This is a genomic window from Ruminococcus sp. RTP21358st1_G6_RTP21358_211008 (assembly GCF_040908885.1).
Classification (GTDB): Bacteria; Bacillota; Clostridia; order Lachnospirales; family Lachnospiraceae; genus Blautia_A; species Blautia_A faecis.
On the sequence record NZ_JBDGDM010000073.1, the window covers coordinates 1 to 16,637 of the forward strand.

At 43.8% G+C, this 16,637-nt stretch carries 16 protein-coding genes, 1 tRNA gene, 1 other RNA gene and 1 pseudogene; 14 read left to right on the forward strand and 5 right to left on the reverse strand.

Going from position 1 to position 16,637, the window contains the following annotated elements; translation table 11 throughout:
• Nucleotides 1-105: 105 nt before the first annotated feature.
• Both AB5Z12_RS19435 and AB5Z12_RS19440 read right to left on the reverse strand, forming a co-directional pair.
• The gene (locus AB5Z12_RS19435) at nt 106-258 is read right to left on the reverse strand and encodes a hypothetical protein (protein WP_195589718.1); all 153 of its coding nucleotides are present in this window, start codon (nt 256-258) and stop codon (nt 106-108) included.
• A 262-nt stretch (nt 259-520) separates the two neighbouring features.
• Nucleotides 521-594: transfer RNA gene (locus tag AB5Z12_RS19440), tRNA-Pro, on the reverse strand.
• Nucleotides 595-832: 238 nt separating this feature from the next.
• On the opposite strand from AB5Z12_RS19440, the gene AB5Z12_RS19445 reads away from it, so the two are divergent.
• From AB5Z12_RS19445 to AB5Z12_RS19455, 3 genes are all read left to right on the forward strand, one after another.
• A complete protein-coding gene (locus AB5Z12_RS19445) occupies nt 833-1,852 on the forward strand; it encodes a DUF6128 domain-containing protein (RefSeq protein WP_237963532.1) in 1,020 nt (339 codons plus the stop codon).
• Between the two features lie 127 nt (nt 1,853-1,979).
• Nucleotides 1,980-2,489, forward strand: coding sequence for a tRNA adenosine(34) deaminase TadA (gene tadA / locus AB5Z12_RS19450; protein WP_118577972.1), 510 nt, complete (start codon nt 1,980-1,982; stop codon nt 2,487-2,489).
• A 134-nt stretch (nt 2,490-2,623) separates the two neighbouring features.
• Nucleotides 2,624-3,061, forward strand: a complete 438-nt coding sequence (locus tag AB5Z12_RS19455; protein WP_118577971.1) for a GatB/YqeY domain-containing protein — start codon at nt 2,624-2,626, stop codon at nt 3,059-3,061.
• Between the two features lie 123 nt (nt 3,062-3,184).
• Here the strand turns inward: AB5Z12_RS19455 and AB5Z12_RS19460 are convergent.
• Both AB5Z12_RS19460 and ffs read right to left on the reverse strand, forming a co-directional pair.
• Nucleotides 3,185-3,259, reverse strand: a pseudogene (locus tag AB5Z12_RS19460) (DUF6783 domain-containing protein); the annotation flags it as partial.
• Nucleotides 3,260-3,301: 42 nt separating this feature from the next.
• Nucleotides 3,302-3,563: signal recognition particle sRNA large type (gene ffs, locus AB5Z12_RS19465), an RNA gene on the reverse strand.
• Nucleotides 3,564-4,046: 483 nt separating this feature from the next.
• On the opposite strand from ffs, the gene AB5Z12_RS19470 reads away from it, so the two are divergent.
• The 8 genes from AB5Z12_RS19470 (at nt 4,047) to AB5Z12_RS19505 (ending at nt 11,867) form a co-directional block, all read left to right on the forward strand.
• Nucleotides 4,047-5,126 (forward strand): ATP-dependent 6-phosphofructokinase, encoded by a 1,080-nt coding sequence (locus tag AB5Z12_RS19470; RefSeq protein ID WP_334284973.1) that lies wholly within the window; start codon nt 4,047-4,049, stop codon nt 5,124-5,126.
• A 30-nt stretch (nt 5,127-5,156) separates the two neighbouring features.
• Complete coding sequence (gene dnaX / locus AB5Z12_RS19475) at nt 5,157-6,782, forward strand: DNA polymerase III subunit gamma/tau (protein ID WP_173736550.1); 1,626 nt, start codon at nt 5,157-5,159, stop codon at nt 6,780-6,782.
• A gap of 204 nt (nt 6,783-6,986) precedes the next feature.
• Nucleotides 6,987-7,343, forward strand: a complete 357-nt coding sequence (locus tag AB5Z12_RS19480; protein WP_021924790.1) for a YbaB/EbfC family nucleoid-associated protein — start codon at nt 6,987-6,989, stop codon at nt 7,341-7,343.
• Nucleotides 7,343-7,939, forward strand: coding sequence for a recombination mediator RecR (gene recR, locus AB5Z12_RS19485; RefSeq protein WP_173736551.1), 597 nt, complete (start codon nt 7,343-7,345; stop codon nt 7,937-7,939). Before AB5Z12_RS19480 ends, recR begins: the two co-directional genes overlap by 1 nt.
• Nucleotides 7,940-7,959: 20 nt before the next feature.
• Nucleotides 7,960-9,093, forward strand: a complete 1,134-nt coding sequence (locus tag AB5Z12_RS19490) for a LacI family DNA-binding transcriptional regulator (RefSeq protein WP_173736552.1) — start codon at nt 7,960-7,962, stop codon at nt 9,091-9,093.
• A gap of 266 nt (nt 9,094-9,359) precedes the next feature.
• Entirely contained in the window at nt 9,360-10,013 is a 654-nt protein-coding gene (fsa, locus tag AB5Z12_RS19495; RefSeq protein ID WP_021924793.1) for a fructose-6-phosphate aldolase, read from the forward strand.
• 88 nt (nt 10,014-10,101) lie between these two features.
• Nucleotides 10,102-10,941: a transketolase gene (locus AB5Z12_RS19500; RefSeq protein ID WP_195409599.1), complete on the forward strand. Its 840-nt coding sequence runs from the start codon at nt 10,102-10,104 to the stop codon at nt 10,939-10,941.
• The gene (locus tag AB5Z12_RS19505) at nt 10,929-11,867 is read left to right on the forward strand and encodes a transketolase family protein (RefSeq protein WP_118577966.1); all 939 of its coding nucleotides are present in this window, start codon (nt 10,929-10,931) and stop codon (nt 11,865-11,867) included. Before AB5Z12_RS19500 ends, AB5Z12_RS19505 begins: the two co-directional genes overlap by 13 nt.
• Before the next feature lie 141 nt (nt 11,868-12,008).
• Here AB5Z12_RS19505 and yyaC read toward each other — a convergent pair whose 3' ends face one another.
• Entirely contained in the window at nt 12,009-12,539 is a 531-nt protein-coding gene (yyaC, locus tag AB5Z12_RS19510) for a spore protease YyaC (RefSeq protein WP_148463555.1), read from the reverse strand.
• A gap of 338 nt (nt 12,540-12,877) precedes the next feature.
• Here yyaC and AB5Z12_RS19515 point away from each other — a divergent pair, with 338 nt between their 5' ends.
• Genes AB5Z12_RS19515 through AB5Z12_RS19525 form a run of 3 tightly spaced genes read left to right on the forward strand, consistent with a single transcriptional unit; the run spans nt 12,878 to nt 16,279 of the window.
• On the forward strand, nt 12,878-14,260 hold the full coding sequence (locus AB5Z12_RS19515) for a LysM peptidoglycan-binding domain-containing protein (RefSeq protein ID WP_195409598.1): 1,383 nt from the start codon (nt 12,878-12,880) through the stop codon (nt 14,258-14,260).
• Nucleotides 14,261-14,310: 50 nt separating this feature from the next.
• On the forward strand, nt 14,311-15,555 hold the full coding sequence (locus AB5Z12_RS19520; RefSeq protein ID WP_148463554.1) for a DUF5711 family protein: 1,245 nt from the start codon (nt 14,311-14,313) through the stop codon (nt 15,553-15,555).
• Nucleotides 15,556-15,565: 10 nt separating this feature from the next.
• Nucleotides 15,566-16,279, forward strand: a complete 714-nt coding sequence (locus tag AB5Z12_RS19525; protein WP_179988326.1) for a CvpA family protein — start codon at nt 15,566-15,568, stop codon at nt 16,277-16,279.
• Nucleotides 16,280-16,637 lie beyond the last annotated feature (358 nt).

Consider the following 16,637-nt stretch of genomic DNA (forward strand, 5'->3'; position numbering starts at 1 on the left):
AACTGCCAGCAGATAAATTTCTGCTGGCAAGAAAAATTTATATTTTTTCAATTGTCTACTTGACGGGGAGCGGTTCAGTGTGACAGCCCCTTTCTCAAACAGGCTCTAGTCCTGTAAGCTTTCACGGACACGCTTCAAGTCACGTTCCAGCTTTTTCTGAAGCTTCTCATATTCCTGATTCTTTAGTAAATTTAACAACTCTTCCAGTTTGATTTCTTCTTTTCGTAAGTCGTCTTTAAATTGGATGTCAGTTGGCACGTAGAAATCCTCCATCATATGAAACACCGTCCTTACTATAATTATTATGATATAACTATTGTAACGGTATTTGAACGGTGTGTAAAGCCTATAGTTACTTTCTGTGCGCAGATTATAGTATTAAAATGGAATATAGCTTTCGAAAGAAAGCAAATAGAATTTCTTAAATATAAAGATTTATCTTATTTCCGCTACCACTTTTCAAACAAAAAAACACCGAAACCCTTGATTCCTCAAGAATTTCGGCGCCCCTGCCAAGTAGTCGAAGTGACGGGATTCGAACCCACGACCTCTGCGTCCCGAACGCAGCGCTCTACCAAACTGAGCCACACTTCGTCAACTGCAAGTGATATTATACATAGAATGTACTGGCTTGTCAACAGAAAAATTGAAAAAATTCAAAAAATTTCAAAAAGAATTGAAATTAACCAGGTATTATTTGGGGAGAGGCAATTAAATTAATTCATTTGAACAGATATTCCAAGTGAAGCAGAATGCGTTTTTATGAATGAAAATTCTGTTTTTTCATATACATTAATGAATGAGATGCATAAAAAGGGGAGGGCGTCAGTTGGTGGGATATCGGCGTTTTATCGCATATGTATATGAATACCGAAAAGGGAAAAAGGAAGATAATTGTGGCTTTATGAAGGTGGAAGTGAGAAATCACATGTGTACAATTGAACCACATCTTCAGGTAGGAAACCTGGCAGCAGGAGAAGTGTGCAAAGTATATGGATTTGTGCGAAAAGAGGGACTGATGAATGGAATTTTGCTGGGCAGCTGCAAAACGGAGGCAAATAGAATCGAATGTCTGGTGGAAACAGACGGAACGGATATGGGGGGCTCGGGAATTCCTCTGGAAAAAATGGGAGGTATGATTTTGCTTACAGAATCGGGAGACTTTTTTGGAACAGAGTGGGATGACCAGACAATCCGCCCGGAGAATTTTAAGGAAAGTATAATAAAGAAAGAAGAAACTGGTACCGTATGTGAAATAATAAAAGAGAAAGCAGAAGAAAAGCTGGAGAATGAAAGCAAGCCGGAAACAGATTCCACACCTGATTTAGATGACAGGCATGAAGTGGAGGATGTGGTGGAACAAATGCAGGATGATCTGCTAGAAGCAGAAGAAATGATAAGTGATGAACCACAAGCAAAAGATGAGCCAACCGTGGGGGAAATATGGGAAGCAGAGCAAAAAATTACCTGTAGAGTAAATACAAAACAAGAGGAAAAGGAGAAAACCATAGCACTCCCATTTGGTCAGCCCTTCTGCCCGTTCCAAGACAGCGATCTGAACCAGTGCTGGAAAATTACACCCCAGGATCTGGTCCATTTTCCAAGAAGACAATGCGCCCTTCGCAACAACCGTTTTTTGCAATACGGATACTACAATTTCGGACATCTCCTTCTGTGCCACAGATCAAATGGCCGGTACATACTTGGTGTACCCGGAAGCTACGACCAGCAGGAACAGTTTATGGCAGGCATGTTCGGCTTTTCCTGCTTCAAAGAAAGCAACTGTATCAAGGTGAAAAAAGGCAGGGGAGGGTACTGGTACCGTGCGATTGATCCACCTGCCGGTTGTTAAAATTGACATCCCTGTGCGAACTGCCTATAATAAAGCTATTGCCGCTGCGGCGCCTGAAATGAAAATGACAGCGCAGCGGCAAAAATGCCGAGATTCACCATAAAGTAGTAGAAAGTAAAGGTAAAAAATGCTTACAGATCAGGAACGTTATATGAAAGAGGCTATTCGCCAGGCAAAGAAAGCCCGGGCATTGGAAGAGGTGCCAATTGGCTGTGTGATCGTTTGCAACGGGCAGATCATTGCAAGAGGCTATAATCGGAGAAACACGGACAAGAATACCCTTTCTCACGCAGAATTGAACGCGATTAAAAAGGCAAGCAAAAAATTAGGAGACTGGAGACTGGAAGGCTGCACGATGTATGTAACCTTAGAGCCTTGCCAGATGTGCGCCGGAGCGCTTATGCAGTCCAGAATTGACCGTGTGGTTATCGGCAGCATGAATCCAAAAGCAGGATGTGCCGGTTCTGTGCTGAATCTTTTGGAAATGGATGGCTTTAACCACAAGGTAGAAGTAATCCGCGGTGTCCTTCAGGAAGAGTGTTCCATCATGCTTTCCGATTTTTTTCGCGAGCTTCGGGAAAAGAAGAAAATGCTGAAAAAATCTTTGGCAGAGCAGGTTGGAAAATCAGAAAATTAGTGGTATGATAAAAAACAAAGCAAAAAATACATCAAGTCGTCTGAAATGCCACAGGATGAAAGAATTATGATTTGATGGAACGTTGTGGAACATTATGTAAACAACCACATAGAAAATGACAGGAGGAAAATACAATGGAACTTGAAGCATTGAGAAAAGACATGGTAGCTGCCATGAAAGCAAAGGATAAAGTAACAAAGGATGCAGTCTCTTCCCTGATTTCCGCAGTGAAGAAGGTGGCAATCGACGAAGGCTGCCGTGACGATATCAGTGGCGAACTGGTTGACCGTGTTATCCTGAAAGAGCTGAAATCTGTGAAAGAGCAGATCGACACCTGTCCGGAATCCAGACAGGATCTGAAAGATGAATATCAGGCAAGATATGATGTGATTGCGAAATACGCTCCAAAGCTGATGGACGCTTCGGAGATCAAGGCTTACCTTACAGAGAAACATGCAGACCTGATCGCTTCTGGAAACAAAGGACAGATCATGAAGACTATTATGCCAGAGCTGAAGGGCAAGGCTGACGGCAAGGTGATCAATCAGGTCGTAGCGGAGCTGTGCAAATGATTTTTCACAGCTTGCATTCAAAATAGAATAGCAAACTAAAAATAGGACACATATTGTAAAAATGGCGTGAACAACACATTCACAGCCCTGATACAATATGTGTCTTTTTGTTTGCCTGGGGCGTACCGCGCCAGAGCCTGTTTGAAAAAGCATTCCCGTAATTTGCCCGCCCCATTTTGCAGAAATCTTTTTTAACACAAAAAAAGAACGTCCTCACAGACGTTCCACAATCCTCTTCTTTCGCGCGCCGCACCTCGGAATGGTCTCACAGACGTTACCTCTACAGTTAACTCAGCCCAGGCACCCTCACGGCACACAGGAGATTCTACTTAGTGCTGCTACATTCCTGTCCTGACACGGTTCATAGAGTCCTGTTGCGTAAGACCCAAACGTCAACGCCACTTATAAAGGGCAGCTCCACAAGATACAAGCCTCAGATTGGCATCACCCCTGCTGTAGCGGATTGCAGGTACAGGGCACCGCTATCTCCCCGGCTGCGCGGAATTTAATTATAAAGGAAGACTGTGGATTTGTCAAGCCACTGCTGCAAAACAGCAAAAAAATTTAATGTATTGTCAAGCCGGCGTTACTGTTCACTGGTAACATTCCGCGAGGTGTTTTTTGTGAACAAAGTTCACAGAAAACCCGAGAATTGCGGCGCGAAATCATGCGAATGCATGATTTCTGTGCATCGCGAAGCGCGTTACTGGTCACGGAGTGAACAGTAACAAGCCGGCTCCAGAAATATCTGGTTGCAAATTACTTGTTGTGTCAGAACGGGAAATATTATATAATATAAACAAACTTGCCCCGCGATTTTTACGCTGCCCAGACGTAACAGAACAGCGGTCACTGCTCACTTTGTGATCAGTAACGAACAGAGCTCGCGGATCAAATTTCAAAATGTAGTTTTTACTGGAGCGCGTAGCTTGCTGGAATGATTTTTGAAACACGCTCTAGAGACACAGAAATGGAGGGTACTATGATTAAAAGAATCGGCTTATTAACAAGCGGCGGTGACTGCCAGGCACTGAATGCCACCATGCGGGGAGTTGTAAAAGGGCTTACAAACAGCATTGATGACCTGGAAGTTTACGGATTTGATGATGGATATAAGGGACTGATCTACGGCAAATACCGTATGCTTACATCCAAGGATTTTTCCGGAATCCTTACACAGGGCGGAACTATTCTTGGAACATCCAGACAGCCGTTTAAGCTTATGCGCGTACCGGATGCCAATGGACTGGACAAGGTAGAGGCTATGAAGCAGACTTATTACAAGCTTTGTCTTGACTGTCTTGTAATCCTCGGAGGAAACGGAACCCAGAAAACAGCCAACCTCTTAAGAGAAGAAGGTCTGAATATCATCCATCTGCCTAAGACCATCGACAATGATATCTGGGGTACAGATATGACATTCGGGTTCCAGAGTGCAGTAAATATTGCAACAAACGCTATCGACTGCATTCATACAACAGCAGCATCCCATGGCCGTGTATTTATCGTAGAAGTTATGGGACACAAGGTAGGAAGCCTTACTCTGCACGCAGGAATTGCCGGCGGAGCAGATATTATCCTGATTCCGGAAATCCCATACGACATTGAGAAAGTAGTTGCAGCTATCCAGAAGAGATCTAAAGCTGGCAAGCGTTTCACCATTCTTGCAGTGGCAGAAGGCGCCATTTCCAAAGAGGATGCCCTTCTTTCCAAGAAAGATTACAAGAAAAAGCTGGAAGACCGCGCGAAGAAGTATCCTTCCGTATCCTATGAAATTGCAGACAAGATTACCCAGAAGCTTGGTTCTGAGGTACGCATTACAGTTCCGGGACATACACAGCGAGGTGGGGCACCATGTGCATATGATCGTGTGCTTTCCACAAGAATCGGAGCAGGAGCAGCAGAGGCTATTCTGGACGGAGAATATGGCATCATGATCGGTATTGTAAATGGCAAAATCAAGAGAGTACCTCTTGAAGAATGTGCCGGCAAGCTGAAAATGGTTTCTCCGAAAGACCAGACCGTTAAGGCTGCAAAGCAGATCGGAATCAGCTTCGGCGATTGATTCCCTGCTGTTAGAAAGGAGTTTCCATAAATGAGCTATACTGCTCTATACCGGAAGTTCAGACCGGATAATTTTGACGATGTCAAGGGACAGGATCACATTGTAACTACCCTGACCAATCAGATCAAGCATAACCGTATTGGTCACGCGTATCTGTTTTGCGGCACCCGAGGAACCGGTAAGACTACCGTTGCAAAAATACTGGCAAAAGCAGTAAACTGCCAGCATCCGGTAAATGGAAGTCCCTGTGGTGAATGTGACATGTGTAAGGCGATACAGGCTGGCACCTCCATGAACGTGATCGAGATCGATGCAGCGTCCAATAACGGCGTTGACAATATCCGTGAGATCCGTGAGGAGGTGGCCTATCGTCCTACTGAAGGAAACTATAAGGTATACATTATCGACGAGGTTCACATGCTTTCGACAGGAGCGTTTAATGCTCTTCTGAAAACACTGGAGGAACCTCCGTCTTATGTTATCTTCATTCTTGCCACCACAGAGGCCTACAAGATACCGATCACTATTTTGTCCAGATGTCAGCGATACGATTTTCACCGCATCACTATTGATACCATTGCGGCAAGGCTGGATGAACTTCTGAAAATCGAAGGCGTAGAGGCAGAAGAAAAAGCCGTCCGTTATGTGGCAAAAGCCGGAGACGGTTCCATGCGAGATGCACTAAGCCTTCTGGATCAGTGCATTGCCTTTTATCTGGGGCAGACACTGACTTATGACAAAGTCCTGGAGGTTCTGGGAGCTGTGGATACGGAAGTGTTCAGCAAGCTTTTGCGAAAAGTGCTCCAGGGAGATGTGACAGGTGCGATACGCACTCTTGAGGATTTGATCATAGGCGGAAGAGAGCTTGGACAGTTTGTGGGAGATTTTACCTGGTACATGCGTAATCTCCTTCTGGTAAAAACCTCCGAGAATCCGGAGGAAGCCATTGATGTATCATCTGAGAATCTGAAACTTCTAAGAGAAGAAAGTGAGATGGTGGATGTAGAGACGCTGATGCGCTACATCCGTATTTTTTCTGACCTGTCCAGTCAGATACGCTATTCCACCCAGAAGCGTGTTTTGGTGGAGATTGCCCTGATCAAACTGTGCCGTCCGGCGATGGAGACCAATCTGGATTCTGTCCTGGATCGTCTTCGCGTTCTGGAACAGCGCATGGACGAGCGGCCTGTTCAACAGGTATTTGTTCAGCCGGGAGCCACTGGCAACGCCGGAAGTACAGGAATCGGATCGTATGGCAGTGCAGAAGCCATGGCAGCAGCACCTGAGAAGGCAGCACCCGAGGATCTGCAGAAGATTGTAGCCAGCTGGAAGGTGATCGTAGGTCAGACCAGCGGTATTTTCAAACAGATGCTCCAGAAGTCTATTCCCAAATACAATGGCCAGACCGGTGAACCGGTTCTCTACATTGAATTCCAGGATTTCCTTGGAAAAACCTATGTAGATAATCCGGAAGCAGAGGAAGAACTGAAGAATATCATCCTGGCCCAGACTGGCAAGAGTGTAGAACTTAAGATGGTGGTGGCAAAAGAACACAACCATACCAATCTTGCCAAGGTTACTGTAGATCAGGCTCTCCGGGAGAATATCCATATGGATGTTGTTGTGGAGGAAGATCCTGACGATGCAGAAGAATAAGAGTGTTGCTGTTTGATTTTTGTGCAGCAACATAAGAGTTGCCGTGAAAGCGACGAACGAGAAGTAAATTAATAATATTTGCAGAAAATGTGAATATTGTTATGAAAAATGATTTTTGCTGCCGCAAATGTTATAGAGCCTGTTTGAAAAATCAGAAATGCGGAATCCAGCATGAAATCAGAACAGTTAAAGGAGGACTTTGTAATGGCAAAGCGTGGAGGATTTCCAGGCATGGGTATGCCAGGAAACATGAATAACCTTATGAAGCAGGCGCAGAAAATGCAGCGCCAGATGGAAGAGAACCAGAAAGCTCTCGAGGAGAAAGAGTTTACTGCAGCAGCCGGCGGCGGAGCTGTAGAAGTAACTATCTCAGGTAAGAGAGAAGTGACCAAGGTGAAGCTTGCAGAGGAAGTTGTAGATCCGGATGACATCGAGATGCTTGAAGATCTTATTGTTGCAGCAACTAATGAAGCACTTCGCAAGGTTGAGCAGGAGAACCAGGCTGTAATGTCCAAACTTACAGGAGGTCTGGGAGGACTTGGCGGGGGTCTTCCATTCTGATGGAATACTACAGCAGTCATATCAATAAACTGATTGAGCAGTTTTCCCATCTTCCGGGAATCGGGGCAAAGTCTGCCCAGCGCCTGGCTTTTCATATTATGAATATGCCAAAGGAACAGGTGCAGCAGCTTACCAATGCCATCACCGATGCCCGGATGAACGTACAGTACTGTAAGTGCTGCTACACCCTTACGGATAAAGAAATGTGCCCAATCTGCAGCAATCCCAAAAGAGATCACAGTACGATTATGGTAGTGGAGAACACCAGGGATCTTGCTGCTTATGAAAAAACCGGTAAATTTGATGGAGTTTATCATGTACTTCACGGCGCAATATCCCCTATGCTGGGAATTGGTCCGGATGATATCAAGCTGAAAGAGCTGATCATGCGACTTCAGGGAGATGTAAAAGAAGTGATCGTTGCCACCAACTCCAGTCTGGAGGGAGAGACTACAGCAATGTATATCAGTAAGCTGATCAAGCCAACCGGGATCAAGGTCAGTCGTATTGCCAGTGGTGTGCCGGTCGGCGGTGACCTGGAATACATTGATGAAGTTACTCTGCTTCGGGCACTGGAGGGCAGGGTAGAACTGTAAGATGGCAGGAGGTGATTTTTGTGGCACGCAAAAAAGTGACTTCATCAGATGTGGCAGAGAAAGCAGGAGTTTCCCAGGCAACAGTTTCCATGGTTCTGAACCATAAGTACAATGTTTCTTTTTCCCGAGAAACAGTGGAAAAAGTGGAAAGCGCGGCCAGAGAACTGGGTTATCAGCTTCCGGGCCACAAAAATAAAAAAGAGAACAAAAAGGAAAAACTGATCGTTGTCTTTTGCCCAACCATTACCAGCCCTTACTATGTGCTTCTCCTTCAGGGAATCGAGGCGGTAGCCAACGAGCGTGGCTACGGAGTTTTCATTTGCAATACCCAGCGCGATGCCAGGCTGGAAGAGAAGTATCTGCGCATGATCCGCGCCATGGCACCCCAGGGAATCATTTATGCCTGCAACCCCCACCCGGACTATATCAGCCAGGTAGAGGAGATGGCAAGAAGCATTCCGCTGGTTATCATTAGCAACAAAGAAAAAATCAGTACAGTAGATGCTATTAATCAGGATAACACAGAAGTGGGACGGCTTATGGCAAGGCATCTGCTGGATCTGGGACATCGGGATGTGGCCTTTATTACGCCGCCGCTTACCAGAAGACAGTGGCAGCGTTCCAAACGAGTGGACGGTTTTGTGCAGGAGTTTGAGAAGGCAGGTCTTTCCGGGCATGTGATCATCCGGGCGGCTGACGAGTCCGTTGATCGTCGCAATCCAAAGACGGATTCCGAGTATTCCATGGGCTATGCCCTGACCAGGTCTCTTCTGGAGGATGGCAGCAGATTTACTGCCATTGCCGGACAGAATGACATGATGGCCATTGGTGCTGTGGATGCTCTTCAGGATGCCCGTCTGAGAGTACCAAAGGATGTATCGGTAATCGGCTGCGACAATATTTTTTATTCCGGAATTCGCAGAGTGTCACTGACTACCATTGATCACTTTGTTGATCTGAAGGGCAGGGATGCCTGTGACATTATCATCCGGAAAATTGATACAGGCATCCGTTTCGGGGAAGGCATCCGTCCTACAAGTGTATATAATATTGAGTATAATCCCAAGATTATTGTGCGAAAAACCACCGGTTATGCACGTATGGACAAACCGGATCCCATAAACGAAAAATCCGAAGAAAATAAGTTTAAATAAATAATTTGCTGGAAATTATTACTAATAATTTTTGAAAAAACATCTGGTAAAATTGCTGGAAAAGCTGATTGATACAGTGGAAAATTGATTGATACCATACTAACAAACTATGGAATGATTAATAATAAACAAAATTATTAATTGAATATTTATTAATAATTCATCCCACGCCTTGACCTGTAAATGAAGTCTGCTATAATGAAAGCATATGAACAGTGCAAGACAAAGAGAGCGCTTTAGTTTAATTCATTTAGGAGGAAGAAATCATGAAATTTTTTATTGACACAGCAAAAGTAGAAGATATTAAGGCAGCTAACGATATGGGAATTATCTGTGGCGTAACTACAAATCCATCCCTGATCGCGAAAGAGGGAAGAGATTTCAATGAAGTAATCAAAGAGATCACAGAGATCGTCGATGGACCGATCAGCGGCGAGGTTAAAGCTACTACAACAGATGCAGAGGGAATGATCCGTGAGGGACGCGAGATTGCCAAAATCCATCCGAACATGGTTGTAAAAATTCCTATGACATGCGAAGGTCTGAAAGCAGTTAAAGTTCTTTCAAAAGAAGGTATCAAGACAAATGTAACTCTGATCTTCAGCGCTAACCAGGCACTTCTTGCAGCAAGAGCTGGTGCTACATATGTATCTCCATTCCTTGGAAGACTGGATGATATCTCTACAGACGGTGTTGAGCTCATTCGCCAGATCGCTGATATGTTTGCAGTTGCAGGCATCGATACCGAGATCATCGCAGCAAGTGTACGTCATCCAATGCATGTAACACAGTGCGCACTTGCAGGTGCTGATATCGCTACTGTACCATTTAAAGTACTTGAGCAGATGACTCATCATCCGCTGACAGACGCTGGTATTGTTAAATTCCAGAATGATTACAAGGCTGTATTTGGAGAATAATTAACCGAGAAATTATTTTACGTAAGAATTCAATCCGGTTGTGATTCGCACATCATGATATCAAGGGAAATAATAAGGAGAATTGAAAATGGAGAATTTAGAGCTTCAGAAAGTTGCCAACGAAGTCCGCAAAGACATCGTAACAGCACTGCATGCTGCTAAAGCTGGTCATCCAGGCGGATCTTTATCAGCAGCAGATTTATTTACTTATCTTTATTTTGAGGAAATGAATATTGATCCTAAGGATCCGAAGAAAGCAGATCGCGACCGTTTTGTCCTTTCCAAAGGTCATACTGCACCAGGTCTGTATTCTGTACTGGCTGAGAGAGGTTATTTCCCGAAAGAGGATCTGGTGACACTTCGTCATCTCGGATCTTACCTTCAGGGACATCCGGATATGAAGCATATTCCTGGCGTCGATATGTCCAGCGGTTCCCTTGGACAGGGAATCTCTGCAGCGGTTGGAATGGCACTTTCTGCAAAATTATCAAATGACAGCTATCGTGTATACACACTTCTTGGAGACGGCGAGATCCAGGAGGGTCAGGTATGGGAAGCTGCAATGTTTGCAGGAGCAAGGAAACTGGACAATCTTGTAGTGATCGTTGATAACAATGGTCTTCAGATCGATGGTAAAGTTGAGGACGTATGCTCCCCATACCCGATCGATAAGAAATTCGAAGCATTCAATTTCCATGTAATAAATGTAGCTGATGGAAATGACATGGCGCAGCTGCGCGTTGCTTTTGACGAGGCAAAGACTGTGAAAGGAATGCCGACTGCGATCGTTATGAAAACAGTAAAAGGCAAAGGGGTATCTTTCATGGAGAACCAGGTTGGCTGGCATGGAAAAGCTCCGAACGATGAAGAGTACGCACAGGCTATGGCAGATTTGGAAAAGGTAGGTGAAGCATTATGTCAGAAGTAAAGAAGATTGCCACCAGAGCAAGTTATGGTAACGCTCTTGTAGAACTTGGAAAAAAACATGATGATCTGGTTGTTCTGGATGCTGACCTTGCTGCAGCTACACAGACCGGAATCTTTAAGAAAGCATTTCCGGAGCGCCACATCGACTGCGGTATCGCAGAGTGCAACATGATGGGAATTGCTGCCGGAATCGCAACAACTGGAAAAGTGCCTTTCGCAAGTACTTTCGCTATGTTTGCAGCAGGACGTGCCTTTGAGCAGGTTCGCAACTCTGTTGGATATCCGAAGCTGAATGTTAAGATTGGTGCTACCCACGGCGGAATTTCCGTTGGTGAGGATGGTGCTACACACCAGTGCTGCGAGGATTTTGCACTTATGCGTACAATTCCGGGAATGATTGTTGCATGCCCGTCTGATGATATTGAAGCAAAAGCAATGGTAGAGGCAGCTTATGAGCATGTGGGCCCTGTTTACATGAGATTTGGCCGTCTTGCTGTTCCGGTTATCAATGATAACCCGGATTATAAATTTGAGCTTGGCAAAGGTATTGTTCTCCGTGAGGGAAAAGACCTTACCATTATTGCAAACGGACTTTGCGTAGCTCCGTCTCTGGAAGCAGCTGCGAAACTGGCTGAAGAAGGAATCGAAGCAAAGGTTATTAACATCCACACCATCAAACCTCTCGATGAGGAACTTGTTGTAGCAGCTGCCAAAGAAACAGGCAAAGTTGTTACTGTTGAAGAGCATTCCATCATCGGCGGCCTTGGTGGTGCTGTATGCGAGTGCCTTGCTGAGAAAGCGCCTGTACCGGTTAAACGTATTGGTATCAATGATGTTTACGGAGAGTCTGGCCCGGCCGTTGCTCTTCTTGAGAAATACGGCCTTGATGCAGCCGGTATCTACAAACAGATCAAAGCATTTATCTAATTGACTGTGCCTTTCCTGTATGGTGTTGGCACCGGCAGGCGCTATGTCTGTTTTTGCAGAAGACCTTTTGGAAATTCAAAAAAGTGATATGCTAAATAAGTATACGGCAAATGGAAGTGAAAGCTTCTGTTTGCCGTATTGTTATATAAAATTTCCAAGAATCCCTTGTGCAATGGTGTCAGCCAGCGTGATCACAGTGGACAGTCTTGTTGTCTGTAAAGTCAGATATTCCAGAATTCCTGCAATATTTACAATTCCAGTAATATAAATATCCCCCACAGGCGGCAGATCTTTCTGAACAGCCGCACCTGGGTAAAGAGAACCGTTTCCGATTGTCACATAGCCCAAATGTCTTTCATCGCCTAGAGACGCGTCTATAGCAATTACAAGGGCAAACGGATGGTTCTTTGAAATAAAGTCCGTTATATCGGACAGATTGACGGCATGAACAGGCTGACTTAATGTACCGTAGACAAAAATTCCTGGAAGCTGATGCTGACTTAAACGATAGCCCACATAAGGTCCCAGACAGTCTCCGGTTACCCGGTCACTTCCAATGCACAAAAACACAATTTCAGTCCAGTCCCGTTTATGACGCTTAATACATTTTCCCAGAAGCCGTGCAATTTCTCTGGAAGAATCTGGTTTTTGGGTATTTACATAAAAAGGCATAAAAGTTCTCCTGCTTTAAAAATTTCATAAATAAGCAAACTTGCCCGATTACTTATGAACGATAATTTGCAGCTGCAGCTGTCTGATATAATCCATCTTATCCTATATCTGGAAAAAATATGCACCTGGCTGAGTACAAAAAAACATATCGAAATCTATATGCTGCACTTTACGTGACATTCTGCCGGAATTCAATTGCAGCAGTTCGCTGTACCCTTCATCCCGACAAATATTTCCTTTGCAAAAACTGTCGCAAAATTCTGTGAAACAGGTCTTATATTCCGCTAAAATCTGCATTTCTCATGTGATATTCTCATACCCGAAGGGGTGATGTGACTATGATAGAAGTTATCTACAAAGAAGAGAAACAGGAGGCGAAAAATGGGGAAAATCTTTTTAATCTGCCGAGAAACATACGTCAGGTAGGACTGACAACCGGAAATATGCGTATTTATATTGAAGATTACGTATACACATTTCTGACAAGGCTTGCCAGGAATGCGGTCGGTTCCGGAAAAGAACAAGGCTGTGTAGCTGTTTTTACAGGCGAAACAAAATGGAACAATGGTATAACCTATCTTTTCATCCGGGGAGCTTTGATGGTGGAAGATATGGAAGCTGCATCAGATCATATTGATTTCTCTGAAAAAATATGGGCAAAAATACAGGAAGACCAGGCAAAATATTTTCCGGGACAGGAAATAACAGGCTGGTTTTTTTCGCGCCCTCAGATGTATATGGAAACAGACGAATTGCTGACCCGAATCCATCTTCGGTATTTTGGCGGTGAAAAAGTGCTTATGCTTATGGAACCTGCAGAAAAAGAAGAAGCTTTCTTCTTCTTTGAAAATGGCCTTATGGTCCGGCAGCGGGGATATTACATTTATTATGAGAAAAATCCGCTGATGCAGGAGTACATGATTGAAAAAAATAAAGATTTTGCGCCGGAATTTACAGAAAATGTGTCTGACGAGGCGGTTGTATCTTTTCGGAAAATCATCCGGAACAAGAAAACAAAGAAAGCAGAAAAGACAGAGGAAAAGCCCCAGGAGGAAATGGAGCGTACCTCTGTTTTTTCATATGCAGCAACGGCCTGTCTGGTACTTGCTGTATTAGCTGTAGGTGCGGGCTTTTACAGAAATTACGGTGGCTTGCCGGTGCAGCCTGAAGATGATTATGCAGTGACTGTTATGTCAGGAAAAACAGAGGAAGATACATCAGAAGAAAAGCAGGCAGAAAATGACACGAATCAGATACAGGATGTTTCCAAACAGGAGAAAAGTCCGGAAGAGCAGTTGGAAAGAAATGCTTCGGTGACTCCCAAAATAACGCAGGAAGCCGCCGATACAGAAATAAGTGATGAAACCGGGAATAGCTGGCAGGACAGCGAATCTGATTTTGCAAATGAGGCGGAAGCAGCAGAACAGACAGAAACTGAGGAGCCGGCAGAAACGGTGGATCAGACGGAAACTTTTTCCCAGGAAGCTGATGAACGGAAAATAAAGAAACAGAGCACCAACGCAGAAGAACAGACGGATTCCAGTGCACAGACCTCATCTGACGGCATATACGAAACTTATGTGATCAAACCAGGCGATACTTTATACCAGATCAGTATTTCCCATTATGGAAATATGGATGCCATCCCGGAAATCTGCCGCCTGAATAATCTGGAAGAAAACCAGGTGATTTATCCGGGGCAAATGATTGTATTACCTTGACCGGATGTGGTATAATCGAAAAAATAGAAAATACAAGGCAAGGTTAAATTATGGCAAACACATTCAAAAATATCAAAAAGAAACTGCGGCGGAAACGACTTCTGGCCGAGAAACGCCATCTGGAAAAAGCCCAGGCCGGAGCCGGTGGGAATGAAGCTGCGAGAAGAAAAATTAAAGCTGCTTTGCGAAGAAAGAAAGCTGTGCTGAAACCGGTTGCCGTGATACTGATTGCTGTATTTGTGGTCTTGGCAGGCTTTCTTTTTCTGGAAAAAAGAACTTACCGAAACTATAAAGTACAGGTGACCAGTGAGCAGGAGGATACTGTTTCCACCCAGTACACCTATCTGTCAGGTAAGATTCTGCGCTATAGTTCCGACGAGGTATCTCTGGTAAACAACAAGCTGGAAACTGTATGGTCCCAGACATATGACATGCAGAATCCCGTGGCAGATGTTTGCGGTGACTGTGCCGTGATTGCTGATAAAGATGGTACATCCATGGTTTTTCTTGACAAAAATGGAATTACCGGGACTGTATCTACTTCTTACAGTATTGTAAAGGCGAAAGTTTCCAAAACCGGAATGGCAGCGGCAATTCTGGATGGCGGCGACCACACCTGGATCAATTTTTACAATTTAGATGGAAGTCTTGTGGCAGAAAATCAGACTAATATTCAGGATCCTGGATATCCTATGGATGTGGCACTGGCAGATAATGGCGTTGTGATGATGGTGGCATATCAGTTTGTGGACAGCAGCGAGACCACCAGTTACATAGCTTTTTATAATTTCGGAGAAGTTGGACAGAATGAAGATGACCGTATTGTAAGCGGGTACACGTATGATGGAGTAGTAGTTCCGCAGATTCAGTATCTTGGCAGCAATGCAGTTGCACTTCGGGATGATGGATTTACCATATATTCCGGGCGTCAGATTCCCAAAGAACTGAAAACAGTCCAGGTTGAGCAGGAGATTATCAGTACTTTTTATGATGAAGACAACATTGGCCTGGTATTTAAAAATGACAGCAAAGACAAACAGTATACCATGCAGGTATATTCTTCTGCTGGCAAGCTGAAATTTAGCAAGGATTTTAATATTCCATATACCACTATCAGAATGAGTGATGATTATATTGTTATGTACAACAGTTCCCAGCTTTGCGTGTTGAATAGCAACGGTTCCGAGAAATATTTTGGAAGTGTGGATGGAACAGTGAAAGACTTTTTCAAATTGGGGTGGAATAAGTATTTGCTTGTTATGGATACTGGTGTAAATGTGATAAAACTCAGTTAAGGAGAATGAAATGGACATAAGCTGGACTTGGCTTGGCATTGTGGTGCTTGCACTGATTATTTTTGCATGCGCTTCCGGATTTCGCAGAGGCTTTGTAAAAGAAATCGTATCTGCTTTTTTTATGATCATATCCTTTCTCCTTGTATGGGTGATTAATCCATATGTAAATACATTTGTGAGAGAGTATACACCTGTTTATAATATTGTTCAGAGTAACTGCCAGGAACTGGTCATGGAACAGACAGGCAGCCAGAAAGCTCTGGATAAAGAAGAACAGACGCAGATAATGGAAAAAATGGAACTTCCGGACATATTGAAAACTTCTCTTATGGAAAATAATACTGCAGAGACATACCGCTATCTTGCAGTCAGTACGTTTGCGGAATATATAGCAGATTCGCTGGCTGTCATGATCGTAAATGGAATATCATTTCTTTTATCCTTTATAATTTCTGCAATCGTGATCAGACTGTTGAGTTATATACTGAATGTTCTGACAAATCTTCCTGTGATAAAGGGCGTGAATAAAATTGCCGGAGGTGTAGTGGGTGGTGCGAAGTGCATAATCTTTATCTGGATCGGGTTTCTGATCCTGACGCTGCTCTGTGATACCACGATTGGAAAACAGGGAATGGCTCTTGTTGAGCAGGATACAGTACTGAATTTCCTGTATAATCAGAATATATTTGTGAAAGTGTTTATGAGTGTTTTCTACGGAAATTGAGCACAAATGTCAAATAATGTAAAAAAATCAAAAAAATTGAAAAAAGGGGTTGACGAATGGAAACTCTGATGATATACTGAATCTCGCTTCTGAGGAAGCGGGATTTCGTTTTGAAAAACTTCAAAAGTTTTTTAAAAGAAATTAAAAAAAGTTGTTGACAAACGAAAATGCTTGTGGTAATATAAACAAGCTGTTGGATAGACAACGACAGATAAACAACCTTGATAACTAAACAGTGAAACACATACGATTCTCGAAAATTCTTAACGAATCATCATTCGAATGAATGAACTTTTTATAACAGTAATGACGAGAGATAACTAAGCTAGTTGGTTGTCTTGAGTACATCAAACACTTT

Excerpts from the sequence above, each read along its gene's own strand:
- AB5Z12_RS19515 (WP_195409598.1), top strand. The coding sequence starts at position 12,878 with ATGATAGAAGTTATCTACAAAGAAGAGAAACAGGAGGCGAAAAATGGG.
- AB5Z12_RS19480 (WP_021924790.1), top strand. The coding sequence starts at position 6,987 with ATGGCAAAGCGTGGAGGATTTCCAGGCATGGGTATGCCAGGAAACATG.
- AB5Z12_RS19525 (WP_179988326.1), top strand. The coding sequence starts at position 15,566 with ATGGACATAAGCTGGACTTGGCTTGGCATTGTGGTGCTTGCACTGATT.
- tadA (WP_118577972.1), top strand. The coding sequence starts at position 1,980 with ATGCTTACAGATCAGGAACGTTATATGAAAGAGGCTATTCGCCAGGCA.
- recR (WP_173736551.1), top strand. The coding sequence starts at position 7,343 with ATGGAATACTACAGCAGTCATATCAATAAACTGATTGAGCAGTTTTCC.
- yyaC (WP_148463555.1), bottom strand. The coding sequence starts at position 12,539 with ATGCCTTTTTATGTAAATACCCAAAAACCAGATTCTTCCAGAGAAATT.
- AB5Z12_RS19455 (WP_118577971.1), top strand. The coding sequence starts at position 2,624 with ATGGAACTTGAAGCATTGAGAAAAGACATGGTAGCTGCCATGAAAGCA.
- AB5Z12_RS19520 (WP_148463554.1), top strand. The coding sequence starts at position 14,311 with ATGGCAAACACATTCAAAAATATCAAAAAGAAACTGCGGCGGAAACGA.
- AB5Z12_RS19500 (WP_195409599.1), top strand. The coding sequence starts at position 10,102 with ATGGAGAATTTAGAGCTTCAGAAAGTTGCCAACGAAGTCCGCAAAGAC.
- AB5Z12_RS19505 (WP_118577966.1), top strand. The coding sequence starts at position 10,929 with ATGTCAGAAGTAAAGAAGATTGCCACCAGAGCAAGTTATGGTAACGCT.
- fsa (WP_021924793.1), top strand. The coding sequence starts at position 9,360 with ATGAAATTTTTTATTGACACAGCAAAAGTAGAAGATATTAAGGCAGCT.
- dnaX (WP_173736550.1), top strand. The coding sequence starts at position 5,157 with ATGAGCTATACTGCTCTATACCGGAAGTTCAGACCGGATAATTTTGAC.